Raw genomic sequence first — 23,317 nt, forward strand, 5'->3', positions numbered from 1 at the left:
AATCAAACTAAAATAAGCTATGCTTTGTGCAGGTCAAAAGTAACTGTATACTTTTTACCTGATGACGGAACGTTGCGATTCACTAAATCTGAGACGGTGTTGGTAGTTTGATAGATTTCCCAACCGATAGGCGACAGAGTATTTTGATTGAAGATTTTTGGTGATAATAAAGGATTAGTCAGAGCTTGGGAAAAAGCATCAATCCCAATTAATCTTGCGACTAACGGAGGAATCGTAGAATTTTGCCGCACATCTTCTGAGTAGAGTCCTACAAAGAACTCAATATTATCAACATGACCATAGAATTCTTTGAGTTTTTGTTGAGTAAATTCATCACCAGTAATTTGGTCAAAGCTGGTGACTCTGGGAAAACCACACAATTCTCGATAATCGTTGTAGCTGGCTAATTGTAGTTCTCTGCCGAGTCTGATGGAAGGTAATTCAGCTAATTCAACTAAGATATCAGGAGTGTTGAATAAACCAATTCTTGTTCCTGCTTGTGAACAAGTTTCTTCCATTAATGAGCCTAACCCTTGGTCAATTAATATTTTATTGTTCCACAGAGTTTCTACCACATGAGTTGGTTTACCGTTACAAACAAATTTTTCGGGAATTGCACTATGCCAACGATAAACAAAGTCAAATTCTATGGCCATGTGATTGGTACGATACCAACTTTCTTTAGTAAAAGCTTCTGGATCAGCAAATAACTTAAAGTGATAAGGAGTGATGTGATTAATGTACTCTTCCATAATAATTTTGAGAATAATTGCCATAAGAATATTTCTGGCAGTTTGGAAGAGACGTTCATCATCCCAGTCAGGATAATTCTTGGCTAAGACATCACACAGACGATTATGTTCACGCAGACAAAGAACATTGAGCATAACATAGCCAATTTGAACATTAGCTCGTTCTACACCCATCGCAAACATATATTGTTTTTTATCGGCTGGCTGTCTTTTTTCATCATTAATGGGTTCATAAAGGCCAGCAAATTGGGGGTCTACTATACCTTGTGTTGGATCAGAATAATAAAATAGGGGGTATTCTTCTTCTACTCCGTCTTGGCGTTTGAGTTTTTGAGTTTTGAATTTACCGCCTTGAAAGCTTCTTAAAAGATGTGTTTGTTTTCTGGTTAAACCATAAACATTACACAAGTCAATTTCATGATTGGATGTATTTTTTAATTTATTGTGATGATCGATGCGGAGAAAACTATCGGTAAACCACTGTACCCAATAGGGAAACAGCATTGTTGATTTGCTAGAGTAAATTGTTTGACCATCTCTTTTGCGGAATAAAATAGCTAGGTCTTCAACTTTGGGGAGGTTTTCTGGCGCATTAAGTTTGGGGTCTGGTGGTAAGTGTCTGCCTGTATAAGTGCGATCGTTGAGTGATTCCCAGGAAGTATAAGTATCAGTTTTTTTTCTCTCTGTCTGTATCGGGAATATGCTTGTCTAGTGTCATCGTACTGTAGGGGTTGGGACGGGTGGGAATTTTGTAGATGAGACTATTGAGCAATGCTTTATTTACTTTCCGTTTGATAGATTCATTACTTTGAAGTAATCCCCAAACGCCTTTAAAATTGGTTAACACAAATGTTTGAATTTTGTTGTTTAAACCATCTCTGGATGTGTCTCTTTTACCAGCCATAATACTTACCTCTGTATTGATTACAAGTAAAAACAAAAATGCCAAAATAGGAAGTTAATCTAAGATTTTGGCAATAATTTTTTGTAAATTTTTGGGGCGATAGTCTTTGCGAACTTTCAAACGGTTGATTGTGCTGTCGTGTAGTTCTTCAATGGCATCGCCGACATCTCGCAGTTTGATTCCTGCTAATTTAAAGAATCCAGGGTCATTCTTAAATTCGCATTTATAATTAGGATTGATCCCTGTGGGAATGACGTTTGGATCAAATTCCAGTCCCAGTCCTAAATCACCAACGGAATCAATCATCCACTGCAAGGCTGCATCAGATAAGCCGCTATGTTCTTCAGTTCCACCGCCAACGCAACCATGTTCACCAGGAAACCATTTTTGAATTACCCGTTGGTTTTCGGCTTCAGGATGGGGTTTCATGGGGGTGACATCAAAGATTTCCCGGATTTCATCGATCGCCATTGCGTGCAGTGCATTTTGGATATCTTTGTTTAAGGTGGTGTCGTGGAATCTATAACGCTGATTTAGTTGGTCGTGGAATTTTTTGAAGGCGGCTAACCCAGGAATTCCCAACGCCCCAACGGTGTCAAAACAACCAATTAAAGTGATCGGAACGCGATCGCCATATTTGTTCCGATAATCTACAGCTTCTTTATCTTTGGGCTTAATATTGCGTTTTCGATAAAGTTCGTAAGCTTCATGGGCTTTGGTGACATGTGGGCGGTCTAGCAAACCTGAACAATAAACCATTCCCGCTAGACTTCTGACTGTGTAAGCACCACGACTAAAACCAAATAAATAAATTTCATCACCAGGAACATAGTTAAGCACCAGAAACCGATAGCAATCTTCGATATTTCTATCAATTCCTAACCCCGTTGCTCCACCTAAAATCTTTTGATTTTCGGTACCAATTCCCTCATCATAAAATACAATTTGTGGAACTCCGTCATTTGCAGTTGATTTGACTGATTGAGCCAGTTTCACGACATTACTGGGGTAGGCATTCGTTAACTGTTGCCAAGTTCCATCACAACAAATTACAAGCCGTTTCATTATTCTGTTTTCAGGTTATGAAGTTGTTTGAGTGCAGCAGAAAAATGTCAAACTTTAACTCATAATTTATAAGTTAAACTCAGACTTTTTGGCTATGGAAATTATGTTCTGTTTAGGAACTAAAATTGCCATACGCCAGACTACAAACACTTTATTAATCCAGCAAGTATTTGTACAATAAATTTACTTTCTCCTTTTGGAATTGGACAGTTAAGACAGTTAAGACATTTAAGTCAAGTAAATTAGTTAGAAAAATTCATGAATTACTTAGGGATGTTGATTGCAGGAATGAGAATTTAGGTTTCAACTTGCTCTATCGGGGGCGATCGCGTAAGAATAATAGTTAAGATGGCTTAATTTCTCTTAACAATGGCGCTAACGCAGTTTACTCAAACTATTTCCCCTCAGCAACCCGCAACAGACAAACGGGGATATGACTATGATTTGGTGATTGTCGGCGGTGGAATTGTTGGGTTAACCCTAGCCGCAGCTTTGAAAGATTCTGGCTTGAATATTTTGCTAATTGAGGCGAAGGTAACATCAGCATCTGTAGCCAAAGGCCAAGCTTATGCAGTGCATCTGTTATCAGCACTGATTTACCAAGGTATCGGCGTTTGGGACAAAATTGTACCCCACATTGCTAAATATCGTCATGTGCGGCTTTCTGATGCTGACTATCCTGATGTGGTGGAATTTGACGCAGCGGATATTGGTAGAAATTCGCCAGAGTTGGGTTACGTCGCTGAACACCAAGCTTTGTTACAGCCATTGCAAGAATTTGTCCAGAAATGTCCGAATGTGAATTACCTTTGTCCGGCTGAGGTGGTGAATACACAGCATCAGCCGGATATAGTGGCAATCGATATCAAGATTTCTGAGCAGATATACACAGTCCGCAGTAAATTATTGGTGGCGGCGGATGGATCGCGATCGCCCATTCGCCAAGCGGCGGGAATCAAAACTCATGGCTGGAAATATTGGCAGTCTTGTATAGTGGCTTTTGTCAAACCGGAAAAACCCCACAACGATACTGCTTACGAAAGATTTTGGCCGAGTGGCCCGTTTGCAATTTTACCTCTGCCGGGGAACCGTTGCCGCATTGTCTGGACAGCCCCCCATGAAGAAGCAAAGGCTTTGTGTGCTTTGGATGATGAGCAATTTTTGGCAGAACTTAGCCGCCGCTATGGTGATCACATGGGTAAATTGGAGTTACTCGGCGATCGCTTTGTCTTCCAAGTCCAACTAATGCAAAGCGATCGCTACGTCCTCCCACGCTTGGCGTTAGTTGGCGATGCAGCCCACAACTGTCACCCCGTCGGCGGACAAGGCTTAAACCTGGGTATTCGAGATGCAGCCGCCCTCGCCCAAGTTATCCAAACAGCCCATAAAAAAGGCGAAGATATCGGTAAAATTCAAGTCCTCAAACGCTATGAACGCTGGCGGAAGCTGGAAAACCTGACAATTTTAGGGTTCACCGATTTGTTAGATAGAATGTTTTCTAACCAAATCCTACCTTTGGTAGCAGTGCGGCGTTTGGGTTTATGGTTGATGCAGCGTGTCCCAGTGTTAAAGGTGTTTGCGCTGAAGTTGATGATTGGGTTAAAAGGGCGGAGTCCGCAATTAGCACAACGGTTTTAACAATCCAGTCCATAACTTGATTTTGGGAAGGCGATCGCGCTGGGAATAATAGCTGAAATATTCATTAGCCAACAGCGCAAATGACCCAAAATCAAAATCCCAAGCCAAAGCCTCTCACCAACTCCAATTCCCCCTCATCGCTTGCGGGGAGGGGGTTAGGGGGTGGGGTTCCGGGTCAAGCGTGGCAAACCACGCCTCAACTTTGGGAAAAACTCAAACCCTTGGCGCGACAAATGCGGTGTGAACCAACTCCAGCAGAAAAGCGACTTTGGGAGAAGTTGAGACACAAGCAACTTTTAGGATTCAAGTTCCGCCGCCAGCAAACGATTGACCGTTTTATCGTCGATTTTTACTGTAGTGAAGCGCGGTTAGTGGTGGAAGTGGATGGCGAAATTCACGATTACACCCAAGTAGAAGATACGATACGTCAAGAGTTTTTGGAGAGTTTAGGGTTACAGGTTGTGCGATTTAGAAATGAGGATGTGATGGAGAGGATAGAGGGGGTGTTAGAGGATATTGCTGCTTGTTTGCAGAGATGAACCCCACCCCCAACCCCCTCCCCGCAGGCGAGGAGGGGGCTAATTATTATGTGGTTTTTGATGGTGTGTGCGATCGCTTTTGGTGAAGAAGTGCGAACACCTAATAATACATTAAGAGGAAATAAAATATCACAGTCAAGTATTAAAGCAATCACCAAAAATAAAGTATTCAAAGACTGTTAGATTGTGTTGACGCACTCATCTTCTTTATTTAATGTCATCGTTATGCTTTGAACTCTGAGCATAACGATGTCAATATGTCATATTTTGTTGTGCGATCGCACCTCTTCTACCAATTTCTTGCTAAATCTATCACCCGCTTGCCAAGATGAAGAATTATAGTTATACTAAATATTACGTACGCTAAGTATTTTATATAATGGTTGCTCAATCTAATAACTCTACTACTTGTGAGTCTTGGCAGCAAGTTTTAGCCCCTTACAATTTGGGTTATCGAATCAAACTACTTTCACAACTGCTGACCCGCAAGTTTACTGACAAACTAGAACCTTTTGGGCTGACACCATTTCATTGGTTGGTGTTGTGTTGTTTGTGGCAAGAAGATGGTTTACCCACATCCAGTATTGGTGAGAAGTTGCAACAGGTGGGTGGGACTTTAACAGGCGTACTAGACCGGATGGAAGAACGGGGCTTAGTCCGTCGAGAACGAGATGTACATGATCGTCGGATTTGGCGTATCTGGTTGACGGATGCAGGTAAGGAACTAGAACAAGTTTTACCACCACTAGCCGCAGAACTACGTGAAGAAGCTATGCGTGGTATTTCCCCAGATGACCGCGAATTCTTTTCTCAACTGCTAAATAAAGCAATTGCTAACCTATCTTAAGGCTGGATGACAATCGCCCATTCGGGTGAGGCAATGTATAAATTTATTTGAGAGAATATTTAGCATCCTAAATAAAAGAATAAAAGCTAGTTGTAACTGAATAGTACGTATTCTAACTAAAAGACTATCAACATATTCAGCAAGGAAGAGAAGAACTATGACAGCAACCACTTTAAACGGACGCAACAAAGAGAAAACATCTGTTGATGAAACAGAAATAATTACCGATACCGAGACTTTAGACGCTGCGATCGCCACACCAGAAGCACCGGAAACGGATGTCCACCCACAGCCAGAGGCAGAGAAAAAAGAAAAACCCCGTAGTAAAAAGCGATTGCCTTTAATTCTGGCAGGGTTGGGTGTAGGTGCGATCACCGCAGGTACATTTGGTTATAACTACTGGCAGTATGCTTCCTCTCACGAAGAAACAGACAACGCCACTGTTAGCGGACACGTTCACCAAGTTAGCAGCAAAATTCCTGGAACCGTTGCCCAAGTTTTAGTGAACGATAACCAAGAAGTGCAACCGGGACAGTTATTAGTTAAACTTGACCCCCGCGACTATCAAAGTAAAGTGCAGCAAGCCGCCGCAGCTTTAGCCAACGCCCGCAGTCAAGCCGAAGCCGCCGCCGCCAATATTGCCTTAACTGCGGAAACCACCAATGCCAAGACAACCCAAGCCCAAGGTGATGTGAGTGGTGCTTTATCTGCCATTTCCACAGCCCAAGCAGCAGTAAAAGAAGCCCAAGCCGGGATTCCCGCTGCCCAAGCCGATGTGGAATTAGCCCAAGCCGGGATTCCCGCCGCCCAAGCTCAGGTAGCCCAAGCCAACGCCAACTTGCAAAAAGCGGAAACAGATTACAACCGTTACAACAGCTTATATAAAGAAGGTGCGATCGCTCGTCAACAGTTGGATGCAGCCAAAGCCGCCTATGATGTGGCTTTAGCGCAGAAAAATGCCGCTGTCCAAGGAGTTGAACAAGCCCAAGCCAGATTAGCCTCCGCCAAAGTTGGGGTAGCTCAAGCCCAGTCTCGACTCGCCCAAGCCCAAGAAGGTGTCACCAGCGCCCAAGCAAAACTAGCAGCATCGAGAGGCGGATTGCAACAAGCGACAGCTGGAACTCAAGATACTAGCGTCAAACGTAGCCAGTACGAAGCTGCCAAAGCTGCGATCGCCCAGGCTGAAGCATCATTAAAAGATGCCCAATTGCAGTTATCCTACACCAACATTACTGCCCCTAGTGCCGGACGAGTTGGTAAAAAAACAGTGGAAGTTGGCAATAGAATCCAAGCCGGATCACCATTAATGGCAATTGTCGATAACGAAAACTGGGTAGTAGCCAACTTTAAAGAAACCCAATTAGAAAGAATGCGCCCAGGACAACCAGTAGAAGTCAAACTTGATGCGTTTCCTCACCACACCTTTAGCGGCAAAGTTGACAGCATTTCCCCTGCTTCTGGCGCTCAATTTGCCTTATTACCACCAGACAACGCTACAGGTAACTTTACCAAAGTAGTGCAACGTATTCCTGTGAAGATAGTTTTAGACCAAAAGAGTATCCAAGGTTACGACTCACGGATTACACCAGGGATGTCTGCGGAAGTTAGTGTTGAAGTTAAATGAATCAAAAGTCAATTGACTAAGGCTATTGACAAATAACCAATGACAAATGACCAAATTTAAACAGTTGCAACTACCTGCCTTCAGGTCAAAAAACTATCGTTTGTTTTTTGCTGGACAAGGAATTTCTCTAATTGGGACATGGATGACTCAACTGGCTACCGTTTGGCTAGTGTATGACTTAACCAACTCACCATTAATGCTAGGAGTGGTTGGATTTGCTAGTCAAATTCCCAGTTTTTTTCTCGCTCCCTTTGGTGGCGTGTTTGTAGATCGCTTTTCGCGGTATCGTACTTTAATTGGTACGCAAATTATGGCAATGATCCAGTCTTTAGCGTTAGCTGGGCTAACACTAACAGGCGTGATTCAAGTTTGGCATATCATTGCTTTGAGTTTATTACAAGGATTTATTAACGCTTTAGATGCGCCAGCCAGACAAGCATTTGTACCCGAATTAGTAGAACGCAGAGAAGATTTAGCCAATGCGATCGCCATCAACTCAACTATGATTAATGGAGCGCGACTCATTGGCCCCGCAGTAGGAGGATTATTAATTGCCAGAGTTGGTGTTGCTTACTGTTTTTTAATCGATGGTTTGAGTTACATTGCTGTCATTGCAGGCTTAATAGCGATGACAGTTAAGCCTTGGAAAATTCCGGTTATTCAAGGTAATCCTATACAAAGAGTAAAAGAAGGATTTATTTATGCCTTCAGCTTTCCTCCGATTCGAGCAATTTTATTACTATCAGCTTTAGTTAGTTTAATGGGGTTACAGAATACAATTCTGGTGCCAGTTTTTGCAGAAACAATCTTAAAAGGTGGTGCTGAAACTTTAGGCTTTTTAATGGCAGCATCAGGCGTGGGAGCATTATCAGGGGGAATATATCTAGCTACGCGAAAAACTATTTTAGGAATTGGGAAATTAATTGCGATCGCACCAGCAATCTTAGGATGTGGTTTAATTGCCTTTGCTATTTCTCGATTTTTACCACTGTCTTTATTCACAATGCTTTTTGTAGGTTTAGGAACAATTTTACAGATTGCTGCAAGCAATACATTTTTGCAAACCATCGTTGAAGAAGATAAACGTGGCAGATTGATGAGTCTATATACAATGTCATTTTTAGGCATGATACCTATCGGTAATTTAATTGGCGGTGGAATTGCAGATATAATTGGCGCTCCTAATACATTAATTATTGATGGTATAGCTTGTATTATTGGGTCAATATTTTTTAGTAGACAACTTCCCGCTTTACGACAAATGGTAATACCGATTTATGAACAGAAAGGTATTTTAGCTAGGAAGTAGATTGGGGTTGAATTTGATGATTTATTTCACGCCCAGACGCAGAGAGATTTAAGAGAAAATCGGTAGATAGAAACTCTGTCATCTCTAAACTCCTATCAATGGTACATTTTTAATATTCTCCCAATCTTCGCCCCTCAAAATGGAGCATTACTATGGCTAATGTTTCGGCTGTAGCACCAGAACCTATACCTCTAAGAACATGGATTGGTGTATTAGCCAGTATGCTTGGTGCCTTTATGGCAGTTTTAGATATCCAAATAACTAACGCTTCATTACAAGAAATTCAAGCATCTTTAGGTGCAACTTTAGAAGAAGGTTCTTGGATTTCTACCGCTTATCTTGTGGCAGAAATCGTGGTCATTCCCTTAACCGGATGGCTATCACGGGTTTTTTCACTCAGACTTTATTTATTAGTTAATACCGTATTATTTATATTTTTTTCTATTTGTTGTGCTTGGGCATGGGATTTAAATTCCATGATAGTTTTTCGGGCTTTTCAAGGCTTTACAGGAGGAGTTTTAATTCCTTCAGCTTTGACAGTTGTGTTAACAACTTTGCCACCAGCAAAACAATCAATAGGACTTGCAGCTTTTGCCATTACAGCAGTTTTTGCACCATCAATTGGCCCGACTTTAGGCGGTTGGTTAACAGAAAATTATAGTTGGGAATATAGTTTTTATATTAATGTGTTTCCTGGTGCATTAATGTTGGCTGGTGTTTGGTATGGAATTAAACAAGTTCCGCCTCAAATTCAGTTATTAAAACAAGGCGATTGGTGGGGAATTATTTCAATGGCTATTGGCTTAGGTTCCCTACAAGTTGTGTTAGAAGAAGGTAGCCGGAAAGATTGGTTTGGTTCGCCATTAATTGTACGCTTGAGTATTATTGCCGCAATTTTTCTGACTTTATTTTTCTTTATTGAATTAACTCGTAAGCAACCATTCATTAATTTACGGTTATTACGTTATCGTAACTTTGGGTTAGCCAGTGTTGTGAATGTATCCCTGGGGATAGGATTATATGGTTCGATTTATATTTTGCCTTTGTACCTCGCGCAAATTCAACAATATAATGCACTACAAATTGGCGAAGTACTAATTTGGGCGGGAATTCCACAGTTATTTATTATTCCTTTTATTCCAAAAGTTATGCAACGCATTGATGTGCGGTTTATGGTGGCGTTAGGAGTAACTTTGTTTGCCATCAGTGCATTTATGAATGCGGGATTAACCAATCAAACAGGGTTAGATCAATTGCGGTGGTCACAACTGGTAAGGGCGATGGGACAACCATTAATTATGGTTCCGCTAACCTCTATTGCAACTGCTGGTTTGAATCCTAAAGATGCAGGTTCAGCCAGTGGTTTATTTAATATGATGCGGAATATGGGTGGTTCTCTCGGAATTGCTGTGTTAGCAACTTTATTAACTAATAGAGAGCAATTTCACTCGAATAGATTAGGCGATGCTGTATCTTTATATAACCCAGAAACCCAACAGCGAATTGACCAAATGACACAATATTTTATCAGTCGCGGTGCAGATTTGGCTACAGCGCAAAATCAGGCGATCGCATCTATTTCAAATGTTGTCCGCCGCGAAGCATTTGTTATGGCTTTTAATGATTGTTTTTACTTTATTGGTCTAGCGTTATTACTTAGTGGGATTGCGATTTTATTCATTAAAAAAGTCAAAGCAACTGGTGGTGCAGTTGCCCATTAGAATTAATTAATCTAACATTTCTGGGTCAATTCCTAAAGCATTGAGTTGTTCAGGAGAAAGATTACGTAACTTCTCAACAATTCTCTTGCGTTTTTGGCGTTCCACTTTCGTTCGTTCATCACCAGTTAACAATAAATTCCCCTCTGCATCCCACCACCGCAACCAAGGTAATTCTGCATTTGGGTAAAATCCTTGCCAGATTCCTAACTCCACACCCATTGGTGTAATTGGGTAATGTCCGCGTTCATTTGGCTGCATAAGTTGATAGGCATTATCAACTAAGTGATAAACTTCTACCAGGGCTTTAGTTACTTCATAAATGGCATAGTAAGGCACACGAATTGCCTGTTCGTAAATCCAAAACTTGCCTACACTTCCGCCTTCACCCTGAGATGGTGGCGTTCTATCCCGTTCTTCTCGACCATCACCAGAGACAAATTCAATCACAATTAACGGTGCAACGTACTCCTTCCATAAGACATAAGAACGCCGCGTTAAACCGTTGAGAGTTGCGGGTACATTCGGCACATAAAACCAATCTGGTGCTGTTGCGCCTTTTTCTGGCGGGTCAGTTAGTCGCCAGTAAATACCTAAATCTTGACCGATACAATAATGACCATCGGGATGTAATGCTTCGATAACAGGACTTATCGAGTCAGTCAGTAATACACTTTGAGGATGTTCTTGCCAGTTCTTCACAAACGTTCCGTCTGACTCTGGTAATTGAGTGTGGTCAGGTAAAGTTAACGCCGATAGGGAAGTCATAGGCTTTAACCCAGAGCAATGTATCCTAATTTTATTGGAATTTTGCTTGATGAGAAAATACTAAGCAATTTTTAGACTCTTAGTCTTATGAAAGTACTAAATCATTGATGAATAAAAATATCCCGACTTCTTTAAGAAGTCGGGTATCTGAATCTTGCCGTGAAATTTATTTATGGGAATTTCCCTGTTATCTGTTCTCTTTTAATACTGAATTTTGTTTTAAGACACGCCAGGATTATCAGCAGCCCGAATTTGTTTTAACATTTGTTCAATCTGGTAAACTCTATCATTACGACTTTGTGTCTTAAAAATATTTAAAGCTTTTTCTAAAGAAGCAACCGCCTCATCTTTTTTATTAACTTGCCATAGTGCTTGTCCTAAATTAGTCATGGCTTCCCCATAACTGGGGTTTATTTCTAAAGCTTTGCGATATTGACTAATAGCATCATCCCAACGGTCTTGAGTTGCATACACAACACCGATCGCATTGTAAGCTAAAGCATATTTGGGCTTGAGACGAAGGGCTTCTTGATAAGATGTAATAGCTGCTTCGGGTTGCTTTTGTCGGCGCAGTACATTACCGAGTTGAAAATGTCCAAAAGCATCGTCGGGATACTTTTTTAATTAATGTACGTAAGACTTTTTCAGCCCCTGTTAAATCACCACTATTTAATAAATTGTTTGCTTGTTGTACTAGTTGCGATCGCTCGGAATTTCCATCATCCTGAAATTGCGCTAGTTTTTGTGGTTGTTTTTCAGTAATCTGTACATTTTCTTGAAAAGCAACTTTTGTGGGAACTGCTAACACTAATGGCGATTCACCAATTGCAGCTATGAGACTCAGCATGATGCTACTAATGGGTAGAATCTTCATTGCTTTCCACTCCTCAATAATGTCCTCATCCTGATCATAGATGGAAGTGCGTTACTTAACGTTCCCTCAAAGACTAGCGATCGCCCTACAACTTTGGAAATACTGAAGTTGATAATCTACAAGGTTGTAGTTAATATTGCAGTAAATTACATCAGTATTAAATTGATTAGTAATTCTGACCGAACAAGGCAAAAGAAAGAAAAAGAATGATGGTCACAAGCCCAAACAACTGACTCCTAAATTTATTTATGGGGACTATCTTTTCACTTTTGACTTTTTACTTTTGACTTCTTAAGTTGCACTTCCCCCGCTCCGAGGGATACGTTCAATCTCAGCATATCCACTGAAAATTAATTTTTGCCCTTCAGTTTCCAAACGATTAAGTCGCATTTTGACTCCATCTAAGTCAAAACGATCTAAATCGACCATATTATCTAAAATTTCTGCCAGTGCCGCACTCAGGGTTTGAGAAGTTGCTCGTTGCGTTTCTGGGACTTGTTCAAGGTCAATTTGGGGGTCTTTAAAAGAAATACGTCGCCGCCGTTCCACCGCGATGGAAACTGTCATATTTACGGGGACGAGTTCGCCATTATTTAAATCGGCTTTTGCGGTAATTCGCAGGCGATTTTCTGGTAAAAGTTGTACCTGAACTTCAGGAAAGGAAACTGGCTGACCACCAGATAATTCTGTTAAGGCAGGTACATCAAGGTTAACTAGGCGCTTTTTCACGAGTTCTGCCTTAAAAGCCTGGTTAATACCTGTTTCAGATAATACTACTTGGGCGATCGCTTGCGTGGGTTGCTTCAGGCTTAATTTGCCACTTAATACCGCGCCAAAATCTATCGCCACTGCATCCGTTTCAAAGGACATCTCTTCCACCGCAAAATCTCTGCGGATCACCAAGCCACGTCCGTTCATTTTGAAACTATCAATGCTACCTTGCAACAACTTACTGGAGGGATAGCAGCGTACCAAGACTTCTACTGACTCGCTTTGGGTAAACAGATGGCGAATCGTTTGGCTGGCCACTGTGTTGAGCATTCGCTCACCCCAGTCAGTGCCTTTAGGATCTTGTAAACCAGTTAGTCCGCCGAACATTAGTTAGTGCGTCTCTAGAAGTTCTTTGTACTTTTGTAACAAAATGTGAACCATACAGCAACCCTCTAGAGATTGATTGTACTGATAAGTTGACTTGGAATCGCTAATGTTTCTCTACACAACGTGATTTATGTTACAGAATTCATATTCGTAGAGGAGTAAAAAACGAACCGTCTACTTAAATTTTTCGGTTTCTGGCTTAATTCCTAAAAAAGTTAAAAGCGTCAAGCTAACAAACTGCTAGTTATGACGCTGATGATTTTTGAGTTTTTTCCTAAATGCAGGGTCTTTAAACTGTATTTGACCCTATCTAAAAACTATGTGTCTATCTTCAGGGTCTTTATATTGGCTGACCCCGTTTGAACAATTATCATTTTTGCAGAGATTTTGATTTTTTCTAAATTCCTAATATTTTTTTTATATTTTTTCTCTTTCTATTGCAAATTATGTCAAAAAGTTAAGAAAAGATAAAAATATTAAGCTATGTAAAAAGGCGGCATATATCTATGTCCAACCGCCTTCAATGATGCGAAACTCTTATCCCATCTATCTTTGAGATATATTTAATTATCTAGGTAGTTGCCGACTTTTTTCCCAGCGCCACAAAAAGACCATCAGGGCAACAATTCCGACTTGCAATGCTAAATTCGGTAAAGCAGTATCAAGTTCTTTACCTGCAAGTACGCGAAAAAAGAAGACAAATGCGCCAATAAAACTAGAAGCTCCCACGCCAATATAAATAAATTGCCGTAAGCCGCGATAAGGTGCGGCGATCTCTGCTTTGAGACGGGCATATTGTTCTGGATTTAGGCGTGTTTTGGGATTTGGGTCTACCATTGGTAAATAATGCTATAATTTCTAATCGTGTATGCCGATGTGGCTCAGTGGTAGAGCAGCTGATTCGTAATCAGCAGGCCACGGGTTCAAATCCCGTCATCGGCTTTATTCGGTGAATGTTTCACAAAAGCCTTTTAACAGATTAATACAGTTAGCGATCGCACCTAAATGGGCAATTTCATAACCGTGGGTGTTTTGTGTGGGAAATGCCAAACAAGCTGCACGACCGACATGGCCGAATTTCATGGCGATGGAGGCATCACTACCAAAGCCACTGAGAATGGTTAACTGTACAGATATATCTAGTTGCTTGGCAGCACGGCATAATTGTAGATTCAAGTTTTCGTCATATATGCCATAGGCATCTTGAGATAGCAACACCGGATTTTCATTATCCTGAACTGGGTATTCCTCAGATAGTGGGCAGATTTCTAAAGCAATCAAAGCATCTAATTGCTGATTTTGGGTAAAAAATAACGCCCCAATTGCGCCGACTTCTTCTTTGGCTGAGGCTACTAAATACACATCACAGGCTGGTTGCTTCAGGGTTTGCGCTAAACCTAACAGAATAGCAACAGACGCTTTATTATCTAAGGTGTAGCTGGCAATGTGATTGTTTAAGCGAATGGGATGTTTGCGATGTTTACCAACAACCATTCTGGTTCCTGGTCGAATACCTGCGGCTTCTAGTTGGGCAGTGGTGCGCTTGGTTTCAATCCAGGCATTTTCCCATTTTACAGGTGTATCTTCTTGCTGGACTTTTTGAGGAGATTCGTGAGAGACATGGCGAGAACCAAAGCTGAGAATACCAGAGATAGTTTCATTGTCTCCTAGCAAATCAACTACACCTTCGCCATACACCCAAGGAAAAGCACCGCCAAGTTTGCGGACTTCTACTTTACCTGCTTCGCCAACTGTTTTGACAATTGCCCCAATTTCATCTTTGTGGGCGGTAATAGCGATCGCTCTACTAGAGTCCTTCCCTGGAATTTTAGCAATAATATTGTCGGCGCGATCGCTCCACACTTCTACTCCCAGGGCGACAAATTGCTGGAGTAAAAATTGGTTAATCTCACCCTCTGCACCGCTAGGCGAATGGTGCATAACCAATTCTTCAATAATTTTAAATAACTGCTCGTAATCCCACATTCATTAAAATTAATCTGTCTTCTGCCTTATCCTAACGATAAATATTCACCACTGACTTAAATTATGCAAACAATATCTGTACAAAAACCAAACGCACCTGAACCACCAAAATTTACCTCCATTCCCGAAGAACGCCTACACCGGAAACAAAGATTAGCAGCCGCCTTGCGGTTATTTTCCCGCTATGGTTTTGATGAGGGAATTGCAGGTCACATCACAGCACGCGACCCGGAAACGCCGGAACATTTTTGGGTGAATCCTTTTGGAATGCACTTTGGTTTAATTCGCGTGAGTGATTTGATTTTAGTTAATCAAGAAGGTGAGGTAATTTTAGGCGATCGCCCAGTGAATCGGGCTGCGTTTGCCATTCATTCTCAAATTCATGCAGCCAGACCGGATGTCGTCGCCGCCGCCCATGCTCATTCTATTTATGGTAAAAGTTGGTCAAGTCTTGGTCGCTTGCTTGACCCCCTTACCCAAGATGCTTGTGCTTTTTACCAAGACCACAGCTTATTTGATGACTATACAGGGGTAGTGCTTGACCCACAGGAAGGCCAGCGTATTGCCCAAACCCTTGGTACAAACAAAGCCATTATCCTGAAAAACCACGGTTTACTCACGGTTGGTCACTCAGTTGATGAGGCTGCTTGGTGGTTTACCACAATGGAGCGTTCTTGTCAAGCACAATTATTAGCTGAGGCTGCGGGTAAACCCAGCCCCATTAAACATGAGTATGCAGAGATAGCACATACTCAAGTTGGTTCGCATAATTTAGGTTGGTTCAGCTTTCAACCTTTATACGAGATGATTGTGCGCCAAGAACCTGATTTGTTGGAGTGACAGCCAGCTTTTTTTGTTGGCGCTTGCGTATTCCGACTCCACCCACAACACCAAGCGCCAATAATCCTAAAGTGGTCGAAGATTCGGGAACCTCCTGTGCTTGGATAGCGGCCAATGCGGTCTCTGCGATGAATTGATGCGCCGTGGTAGTAGGATGAAAATTGTCCCAAAATAAAAACTGATTTTGGTTGTTTTGACAGATATCCAACCGAGATAGACAAGCTTGTGTGACATTATTTAAACCGAATGTCGCCGGAGATGCGATCGCCCGATTAAACAGAGAATTGACATCCACAGGAATAATATTCAGATTGGGATTTTGACTTAAAGCAGTGACAGCTGCTTGCAAGCCAAAATTAAAATCATTAGTTGATTGCGTCAGAGTAGCCGGAACTCGATTATCTATAGTAGCGCCTGGAAGCTTGCCTAAATCGGGCAAATTGAATACTAAAAGATTTCTCACACCCACACTCACCAGGGTATTTAATGCCAGATTAATGTTATTAACTGGTATTGATGAATCTTGGGGATTGGGGAAGAGAAAGTCATTAGCACCACCCCACACAACATACAGTGCATTCGGATCAGCAGTCTGGTTATTAGCTAACAGAGATTGGGCAAATAAAAAGACTTGTCCTAAAACTCCTGGTGCTTGTGCTGTAGGGACAACCGCATTACCCAAACCAGACGCAGAACCACCAAAGGCAAAGTTAATACCTTGGGTGGGATTACCATTATTCAAATCGGTGACTAAAGCAGGGTTTAATCCCAATTGATTGCCAAAATATTCCACCCATAAAGGGCCATTAGAGAGACGGCCATTAAAGTAACTGTTAGTTGGAGGAAAGGTACCACCTGTTGCATTGAAAACATTACCTGTATCAGATAAGCTATCACCAAATACATAAAGCTGGCTAAAATTCGCAGCCAAAGCTTTCTGCGGCAACACCAAAGATAAAACGACAAAGCCAGCCGCCAACAATTGTTTTTTCATCTGCTGCGTATCCAGTAAAAAGATATTTGCGAAAAAGGTAAATGTACCGACTGTATATTTAAATGATGGTTAAAATTTGTAGTTACAATTCCAAATTTCTGCAATTTTACTGAAAAATTCTCAGCAGATAAAGACACAGCAAAATATATTTACTGAATTTTCACGATTTACGAATATTGTATAAAGAAAAATTAGGTAGGCGATCGCTTCACCTTCAAAGCATCGGCAGCCGATACACCATCGCCTAGCGTGCCGAAATACCATAGAGCCGCCGCCGCCTCAGCACGAGTCACTGGTTTTTTCGGTTGAAACAGCGTTGTATAGCCAAATATTCGCCGAATATTTGATTGTTCCGCACTTTGAAAATCTGCCAAAATTGCCCTTAAGGCCTTCGGGTCGATTTTTCCAGCATCTTGAAAACCCCACGTTTGTTTGACAGCATCTAAACTAGCAGTCGGTAAAGCTTGGCGAGTATCCAAAGGTACTTTCCAAAAAATCATCTGTTCCCTAGTTAAAGGCGCATCAGGACGAAACAAAACTGCGGTTGTGTCTCCCGATAAAGTACTAGGAATTAAACCAGCTTCAGCTAATCCTTGAATTGCGGGAAAATCTAGGTCTGTTTTTGGTACATCACTAAAAGCAGGTTGCGTAGTTTCACTAGCCAAACGTATCTGCTTAGTGGAATTATTCGGATACATTGCATTATTAGCCGTAACCAACCACCGTGCATACATTCGGCGAGTGATGATTTTACTGGGTTCAAATAAGTTTGTGTTATTGGAATTAGCCTTACTTGCTGAAGATTCCACCGATAACACACCCAATGCAGCTAAGTCTTGGATATGTTGGCGTAATTCTTGCGGTACTTTGTTGAGGTCAGAAAATTCTTGAGCTGTTGCTGTAGTTGCAGTGGTGGTTGAATTATTTGGTGTAGTGCTGGGTTGGGGAGTTGCAGTGTTAGGTGCTACTGGCCCAATAAACTGCGAATCACCAGGTTGGGGAGTATTGTTAGTTGTGGGTGTAGATTGTGCAGTATTGGTACTATTGGGTGCATAATCAATCACGATGCTGGTAGCTGTTTGTGGTTGATTAGGTGCAGGATTTGTCACAGATTGAGGTTGAATAGATACCTTGACTAACAAATCATTGCGTCGTGCTTCAAAAGTACCCACATCATCAGTTGGCTGTTGTAGAATTTGCCAGTTATTATCTTGCAACTGGCTACGATAAAAGCTGGTAATAAAATTGCTGGGATCAGAACTCAACCAGCGAGTCGATACTTGATTATTGGAATTACTCGCAGGTGTAATTTCTTGAAGTGTGGCATTTGTATACAACGGAATCTCTTTAGGAAAATCCGCAGGAAGCTGAACTGTTGTTTCGTTTTGTGCTGGTGCTTCGTTTTTGCTAGTTTCTCCAAAAACAACTGGGTTGTTTTGCAGTCGGGGATCAGCCGCCAAAGAATTTTCCAGGTTTTTAGCGGCTGGATTGTTGCTACAAGCTGTTAGGGAAGTAAGTAAAACAGCCAAACTCAATAAGGCGGCTGGACGTTTGCGAAGAAGCACAAGCAGGAATGGATAAATTACGTGTCCTTTTCTACCCTAGCGCAGACTGGCAAAAGTTCACGATTGATTGGAATTTAGATTTCTTAATTAAGACTTATGCACCTATTCATAGTCACGTTTAAATAACCCAAACAAGGGCGCAAGTATAATTCCAAAAACAAAGCCACCGATATGCGCCCAATAAGCAACACCCCCAGTTTGGACACTCATGTTAGCAGCAGCTTGCAGGCTGGCGAGACCAGAGATGACATTCTGTACAAAGAAAATGCCAATGACTACCAGTGCTGGAACGCTAATTGTAGTGACAAAAAAACCTAAGAATATTAAGGTTGTAATTCTGGCATGAGGAAAACGAATTAAATATGCACCTAAAACTCCAGAAATTGCACCACTAGCCCCCAAAGAAGGAATAGGAGACTCAATTCCTATCACCCACTGACACAAAGCAGCTAAAGCACCACAGGCCAAATAAAAAACCAGATATTTGAAATGACCCAAACGGTCTTCGATGTTGTTGCCAAAGACCCACAGGAAGACCATATTAGATATCAAGTGCCACCAACCACCGTGGAGAAACTGTGATGTAATCAAAGTTATCCACTCACCAGAAAAGTTATAGGTTAATTCTCTGGGTACTACAGCATACTCGCGGAGAAAAAGATTCAACTGGGCATTAGATAAACTCACTTCATGAAGAAAAACTAAAACGTTCATGCCAATCAAACCGTAAGTAAAATACGGTGTGATTCGCGTGGGATTTTCGTCATAGAGTGGAAACACAGGTGTTTTTCCTAATTATCAATTAACTGCAATATAGCTTGTGCATAAGCCAGTCTCCAAATAATTGCCCACGGTAGCCTAGGTTGCTTGCAACTAGGTAATGGCCGACTCACTCTAGATAACCTCTACAGTTATTGTCAACAATTACAACAAGGGTAAGCCGCAGAAATTCTTAACTTTTACTTCCCAGTTGACTGTGCATAAGCTTCATATACGCCTTTGACGTTGTACCAATTGAGAAAAATCCGAGCTACTTCCAATGCCAATTGGGGTTTACCTAATTTAATCAGCCAGCGTAAAAAGGGAGCCATTGTGCGTTCATTCAGCAGACCATTCAGTGAGAGAATACCCCACAGTAAACGGTGCAGCCATGTCATTTGAATCATCATTCGCACTTCCCAAGTGGGATGCTTTTGATAAAACAAAACTCCCATACGGCCGCGTTGAATTTCTTTTTCAATCAAGTTAGGAATTTGTTCTAAATTAAATGGTGGATGCCAATGATATCCCACGGCTGCGGGACATTTGATAAGTTGTAGTCCTAAGTTTTTCAGTCGGACACCTAATTCTAAATCTTCCCATCCATACAGTTGGAAACCAGTATCGAATAATCCAGCTTTAGTTAACCAATGTTTAGGAATAGCAACGTTACCTGTAGCGAAAAAAGCCGCGGAGAAATCGGTAATTTTATAAGGTTCCGCAGTGGGATTCTCGAAATTACAAGTATTAATTACTGCACCATAAGTAAAAAAGCGATCGCTTCCTAATTTCTCTTTTCCCTGCAATAATGCGTCAGCGTGAGCTTGCAGAAAGTTTTTCAGCACTACTAAATCGCTATCGATAAATATAATCGTATCACCAAGTGCCTGTTCTACACCCAAATTCCGCGCCGCCGCCGGGCCTGCATGGTCTTGCTGAAAGCATCGGATATGGGGAAACTCTTGCTTGTGTGCTGCCAACCATTCTAAGGTTCCATCTGTAGAACCATCATCTACTAAAACAATTTCGTAATCACTCACTGTAGTTGACGCACTCAATTCCTGCATTTCCAAGGCTCGGAGGCACTTTTCTAAAATCGGCAGACGATTATAAGTTGGTATCACAACACTGAAAAACACATTCTCACCCACAACAGAAATTACCCATCTCCAGCTTATGACAATACTGTACTAGACACGGTTCCTGATTGGTCAAGGAGTGGAGAGAATGAGGAGGCTGAGTTTACGGGTGTGAGGGTGGAAGGGCAAAATCAAGTCAAAAGTCAAAAGTCAAAAGTTAAAAATTCTTTGACTTTTGAATTCCCCTTTGGTGTGTATGTATCTAAAACCCTTACACCCCACACCCTTTCACCCTTACACCCATTCTTCACAGATAATCTTGGTGCATAAGTTCTATTGGTATTAATTCAACCAAAATCCAGCTACTTTTGCATCTTTCAGGCTCAGTCTCGCTACAATATCATCGCTGCCATCTTTAAATGACAATTTCCATAAGTAAACTTGATAGCCTTGCTGGTTTAATTTTGTTAAGAAAACAGAGGAATAACCTTTCTTGAGGCGCGGTGCTAATTGTTCACTAACATGGGTAAATATTTGTTTTGTTAGACCTTCTTTAAAAGCTGGATTTCCTTGAGAAATAAAGTTTGTATAATTGTTTTGTTCAAGGGCATTGATGAGATTTGTAAAAGTTTTTTGTACAGATTGTTCTGGTTGATTACTGGGTGTTGATTTGATTCGTTCTTCCACAGCAACAGCCTGCACATTTTTTTGCCATTACTAAAGTCAAGGGTGACATAGTAAGAATTGCTGCAACTACCAAGGCTATTTTATTCACTTGCATCAAAATTCTCTTAATTTATATATTATCTGTCACCGATAATAACTCAAAAAACCCCAGAGCCTCGATTCCTTTAAGAAATCAAGGATTTAGTTAGCTCTTTATATCTGCAATAGCCCTTCAGGATTGACAGAGAATAGCGATCGCCTCTGTAAACCTTCCCGGTGTAAAATCTCATTGGCAGCTAATAAACCACTACTCACAGCACGTTCCATTAAGCCGCAGGGAAAAGGCATTTTCACCCAATCACCAGCAAATATTAAGTTGGGAATATTAGTACTAGTTTCAGGACGTTCAGCATAACTATGAGGTGGATATCCTGAAAAGTTATGTTGGTTAACTAATTCTCGATGCAACATTTTGGCTTGTTTTAACTCTGGCACAATGGCATACAGTTCTTGTTCAAAAGTTTCTAGCAAAGCTGCTTGGGTGGGAAATTGCTTTTCTTTATAACAATAAGCGTGTAATTCAACCACACTACCACCAGTGCTTTGTGACCACTCAATAAATTGCTGTTGAATACGATGATAAAGAGTGATGCTATCTGTTAATTGGTAGCCAGATAAAGAAGTAAAATTACTTTGTTGCCACTCAAAATCCCGGTCAAACCAAAAGCGACATACTGCAAAAGGGTCAGCAATACTCAAATTTTCGACTTGGCTTTGTACTGTTTTATCAACATCCCCATTGATCCGCTGAAATAATGTTTGCACTCCCGGAACATCGGTAGCAAAAACATAATAATCAGCTTGAATTTCTTCGGGTGATGCCAACTCTTGATTAACTGCTACTAGTTGCAATTGATCACCGTCTCGTTTCACGACTTGAAACTTAGCTAAATCTCGTTTTGCCGGGCCTTTGATAACTTTACCATCAGCTGCAAATACCGCTCCATGACAAGGACATTGAAAACCACCATCCTCTGCTTTTTGGACAGTGCAACCTTGATGAGTGCAGGTGAGAGAAATTGCTTGCTGAGAACCTACAGGTAAGGCAAATACTTCATCAGCCACGCCAAAATATTCTATGTTGTTATCTGCGATCGCGGTATTTTTTTCCACCGTCAATGGCACAGAATTATAATTACCATCAGTCCTATATTTCGCGCCATCAATTTTACCGTTAACAGCCACAACTTCAGTCACAGTTGCGTCGGTGATGATTTTACCACCACGCTGCACAATTGCCTGCGCGATCGGTTGGACTAAACTTGTCCCCATATCGTCTTTTGTACCATTAAAAGCCAGTCCTTCAGGATTTCCAAAAAAATAAAAATGAAAGAACTGCATTAGTTCTCCCACACTCATTAAATCTGGTGCATTCAAGCTAGATTTGGCAAAAGGCAGAAAATATAAATCATATAAACCTTGGGGAAATTCTGTTTTTACCCAATCAGCCACAGATATATTATCAAATCGCTGATAATTTTTTTTCTCTTTGAAAGCCAGTGATCGCTTGAAAGACTTGCAGATGTTTAATTTTCGTTAAATTAATGCCCCAACGGAAGCGATTTGGAGATGCGATCGCTAAATCTATAATATTCCAGGGAAAAGCCGAGTGACTGGGGCGAAATACCTCTGGTTTGTATTTAGCATCTTGATAAACCACAGAATAAAAATTCAGCGATTGAAAATTATCCTTTATCCCCAATTCTGCTACCAAACTATTCAAGTTATAGTACTGGGGAAAAAAGCCATGAAATCCATGTTCCATCATAAAGGTTTTGCCAGCCGCTTCTACTTGCCAACTAGCGATTTTGCCACCTAATTGAGGAGATTTTTCTAACAGTGTGACAATAAATCCTCGCTGACTTAATTCATAAGCACAAGCTAAACCTGCTAAACCACCCCCAATTACAACAACAGTTTTGGGTTGATTTAATATTTGTGGCAAATCTAGAGTATCTTTTTGAAATACCGTTGGTTTAGGCTTACTAAACCGCGAGTATCCCGTAACTCCTGCAACTGTACTGACACCGAATAACTTCAGCAGTGTACGACGGGAGATAGTAGATGATTCCAGCAAATTAGGTATTTGGCTCATTGGTTACAAAATTAACTTTTCCCATCTAACAAAGTCGTGAAATGATCACTGTGAGTTCGCAGATTGTATTGTTAAGAATATTTCTGTGATCACCGTGCTAAGTCCCGGACTGAATTATTTTGCCAGAATGGCAGAAA

20 protein-coding genes, 1 tRNA gene and 2 pseudogenes are annotated in these 23,317 nt (G+C 41.2%); 9 read left to right on the top strand and 14 right to left on the bottom strand.

Translation table 11 applies throughout. The annotated features are described in order from the left end of the window. Window positions 1-17: 17 nt before the first annotated feature. The 3 genes from ACX27_RS28130 to ACX27_RS28135 form a co-directional block, all read right to left on the bottom strand. Window positions 18-1,256 (bottom strand): peroxidase family protein, encoded by a 1,239-nt coding sequence (locus ACX27_RS28130; protein ID WP_235526405.1) that lies wholly within the window; start codon window positions 1,254-1,256, stop codon window positions 18-20. A gap of 163 nt (window positions 1,257-1,419) precedes the next feature. After that, window positions 1,420-1,656, bottom strand: a complete 237-nt coding sequence (locus tag ACX27_RS34510; RefSeq protein ID WP_235526406.1) for a hypothetical protein — start codon at window positions 1,654-1,656, stop codon at window positions 1,420-1,422. 54 nt (window positions 1,657-1,710) lie between these two features. Next, on the bottom strand, window positions 1,711-2,721 hold the full coding sequence (locus ACX27_RS28135; RefSeq protein WP_062297399.1) for a DUF2235 domain-containing protein: 1,011 nt from the start codon (window positions 2,719-2,721) through the stop codon (window positions 1,711-1,713). A 369-nt stretch (window positions 2,722-3,090) separates the two neighbouring features. Here ACX27_RS28135 and ACX27_RS28140 point away from each other — a divergent pair, with 369 nt between their 5' ends. The 6 genes from ACX27_RS28140 to ACX27_RS28165 all read left to right on the top strand — a co-directional run bounded on the left by ACX27_RS28140 (window position 3,091) and on the right by ACX27_RS28165 (window position 10,399). Continuing rightward, a complete protein-coding gene (locus ACX27_RS28140) occupies window positions 3,091-4,359 on the top strand; it encodes an FAD-dependent hydroxylase (RefSeq protein ID WP_062297400.1) in 1,269 nt (422 codons plus the stop codon). Between the two features lie 80 nt (window positions 4,360-4,439). Then, window positions 4,440-4,898, top strand: a complete 459-nt coding sequence (locus tag ACX27_RS28145; RefSeq protein WP_083468861.1) for an endonuclease domain-containing protein — start codon at window positions 4,440-4,442, stop codon at window positions 4,896-4,898. 379 nt (window positions 4,899-5,277) lie between these two features. After that, entirely contained in the window at window positions 5,278-5,745 is a 468-nt protein-coding gene (locus tag ACX27_RS28150) for a MarR family winged helix-turn-helix transcriptional regulator (RefSeq protein ID WP_062297402.1), read from the top strand. Window positions 5,746-5,902: 157 nt separating this feature from the next. Further along, window positions 5,903-7,369 carry an HlyD family secretion protein gene (locus tag ACX27_RS28155; RefSeq protein WP_062297404.1) on the top strand — a complete coding sequence of 489 codons (1,467 nt, stop codon included), beginning with the start codon at window positions 5,903-5,905 and terminating at the stop codon, window positions 7,367-7,369. A 46-nt stretch (window positions 7,370-7,415) separates the two neighbouring features. Further along, complete coding sequence (locus ACX27_RS28160; protein WP_062297406.1) at window positions 7,416-8,678, top strand: MFS transporter; 1,263 nt, start codon at window positions 7,416-7,418, stop codon at window positions 8,676-8,678. A 152-nt stretch (window positions 8,679-8,830) separates the two neighbouring features. After that, window positions 8,831-10,399, top strand: a complete 1,569-nt coding sequence (locus ACX27_RS28165) for a DHA2 family efflux MFS transporter permease subunit (RefSeq protein ID WP_062297408.1) — start codon at window positions 8,831-8,833, stop codon at window positions 10,397-10,399. Between the two features lie 6 nt (window positions 10,400-10,405). On the opposite strand, the gene ACX27_RS28170 is transcribed toward ACX27_RS28165, so the two are convergent. From ACX27_RS28170 to ACX27_RS28185, 4 genes and pseudogenes are all read right to left on the bottom strand, one after another. Beyond that, window positions 10,406-11,164, bottom strand: coding sequence for a Uma2 family endonuclease (locus tag ACX27_RS28170; protein ID WP_062297409.1), 759 nt, complete (start codon window positions 11,162-11,164; stop codon window positions 10,406-10,408). Between the two features lie 219 nt (window positions 11,165-11,383). Continuing rightward, a pseudogene (locus ACX27_RS28175) lies at window positions 11,384-12,038 on the bottom strand (tetratricopeptide repeat protein). Between the two features lie 291 nt (window positions 12,039-12,329). Then, window positions 12,330-13,136, bottom strand: coding sequence for an LmeA family phospholipid-binding protein (locus ACX27_RS28180; protein ID WP_062297411.1), 807 nt, complete (start codon window positions 13,134-13,136; stop codon window positions 12,330-12,332). A 567-nt stretch (window positions 13,137-13,703) separates the two neighbouring features. Further along, the gene (locus tag ACX27_RS28185; RefSeq protein ID WP_062297412.1) at window positions 13,704-13,973 is read right to left on the bottom strand and encodes a DUF3493 domain-containing protein; all 270 of its coding nucleotides are present in this window, start codon (window positions 13,971-13,973) and stop codon (window positions 13,704-13,706) included. Between the two features lie 33 nt (window positions 13,974-14,006). Here ACX27_RS28185 and ACX27_RS28190 point away from each other — a divergent pair. Then, a tRNA-Thr gene (locus ACX27_RS28190) sits at window positions 14,007-14,078 on the top strand. Here the strand turns inward: ACX27_RS28190 and ACX27_RS28195 are convergent. After that, window positions 14,079-15,122, bottom strand: coding sequence for a M42 family metallopeptidase (locus tag ACX27_RS28195; RefSeq protein ID WP_062297414.1), 1,044 nt, complete (start codon window positions 15,120-15,122; stop codon window positions 14,079-14,081). Between the two features lie 63 nt (window positions 15,123-15,185). On the opposite strand from ACX27_RS28195, the gene ACX27_RS28200 reads away from it, so the two are divergent. After that, complete coding sequence (locus tag ACX27_RS28200) at window positions 15,186-15,962, top strand: class II aldolase/adducin family protein (protein ID WP_062297415.1); 777 nt, start codon at window positions 15,186-15,188, stop codon at window positions 15,960-15,962. Here ACX27_RS28200 and ACX27_RS28205 read toward each other — a convergent pair. The 3 genes from ACX27_RS28205 to ACX27_RS28215 form a co-directional block, all read right to left on the bottom strand. Further along, window positions 15,904-16,956 carry an SGNH/GDSL hydrolase family protein gene (locus ACX27_RS28205; protein ID WP_062297417.1) on the bottom strand — a complete coding sequence of 351 codons (1,053 nt, stop codon included), beginning with the start codon at window positions 16,954-16,956 and terminating at the stop codon, window positions 15,904-15,906. The two genes, ACX27_RS28200 and ACX27_RS28205, sit on opposite strands and share 59 nt — an antisense overlap. A gap of 191 nt (window positions 16,957-17,147) precedes the next feature. Continuing rightward, window positions 17,148-18,521, bottom strand: a complete 1,374-nt coding sequence (locus ACX27_RS28210) for an S-layer homology domain-containing protein (protein ID WP_062297419.1) — start codon at window positions 18,519-18,521, stop codon at window positions 17,148-17,150. Window positions 18,522-18,623: 102 nt separating this feature from the next. After that, on the bottom strand, window positions 18,624-19,301 hold the full coding sequence (locus ACX27_RS28215) for a rhomboid family intramembrane serine protease (protein WP_062297421.1): 678 nt from the start codon (window positions 19,299-19,301) through the stop codon (window positions 18,624-18,626). Window positions 19,302-19,364: 63 nt separating this feature from the next. Between ACX27_RS28215 and ACX27_RS35905 the strand changes: the two genes are divergently transcribed. After that, a complete protein-coding gene (locus tag ACX27_RS35905; RefSeq protein WP_418006846.1) occupies window positions 19,365-19,460 on the top strand; it encodes a hypothetical protein in 96 nt (31 codons plus the stop codon). Window positions 19,461-19,480: 20 nt separating this feature from the next. Here the strand turns inward: ACX27_RS35905 and ACX27_RS28220 are convergent, their stop codons facing one another. The 3 genes and pseudogenes from ACX27_RS28220 to ACX27_RS28230 all read right to left on the bottom strand — a co-directional run bounded on the left by ACX27_RS28220 (window position 19,481) and on the right by ACX27_RS28230 (window position 23,180). After that, window positions 19,481-20,404: a glycosyltransferase family 2 protein gene (locus tag ACX27_RS28220; RefSeq protein WP_235526407.1), complete on the bottom strand. Its 924-nt coding sequence runs from the start codon at window positions 20,402-20,404 to the stop codon at window positions 19,481-19,483. A 297-nt stretch (window positions 20,405-20,701) separates the two neighbouring features. Then, entirely contained in the window at window positions 20,702-21,061 is a 360-nt protein-coding gene (locus ACX27_RS28225; RefSeq protein ID WP_235526408.1) for a hypothetical protein, read from the bottom strand. Between the two features lie 177 nt (window positions 21,062-21,238). Further along, a pseudogene (locus ACX27_RS28230) lies at window positions 21,239-23,180 on the bottom strand (FAD-dependent oxidoreductase). Between the last annotated feature and the right edge of the window lie 137 nt (window positions 23,181-23,317).

This window comes from Nostoc piscinale CENA21, assembly GCF_001298445.1.
Classification (GTDB): Bacteria; Cyanobacteriota; Cyanobacteriia; order Cyanobacteriales; family Nostocaceae; genus Nostoc_B; species Nostoc_B piscinale_A.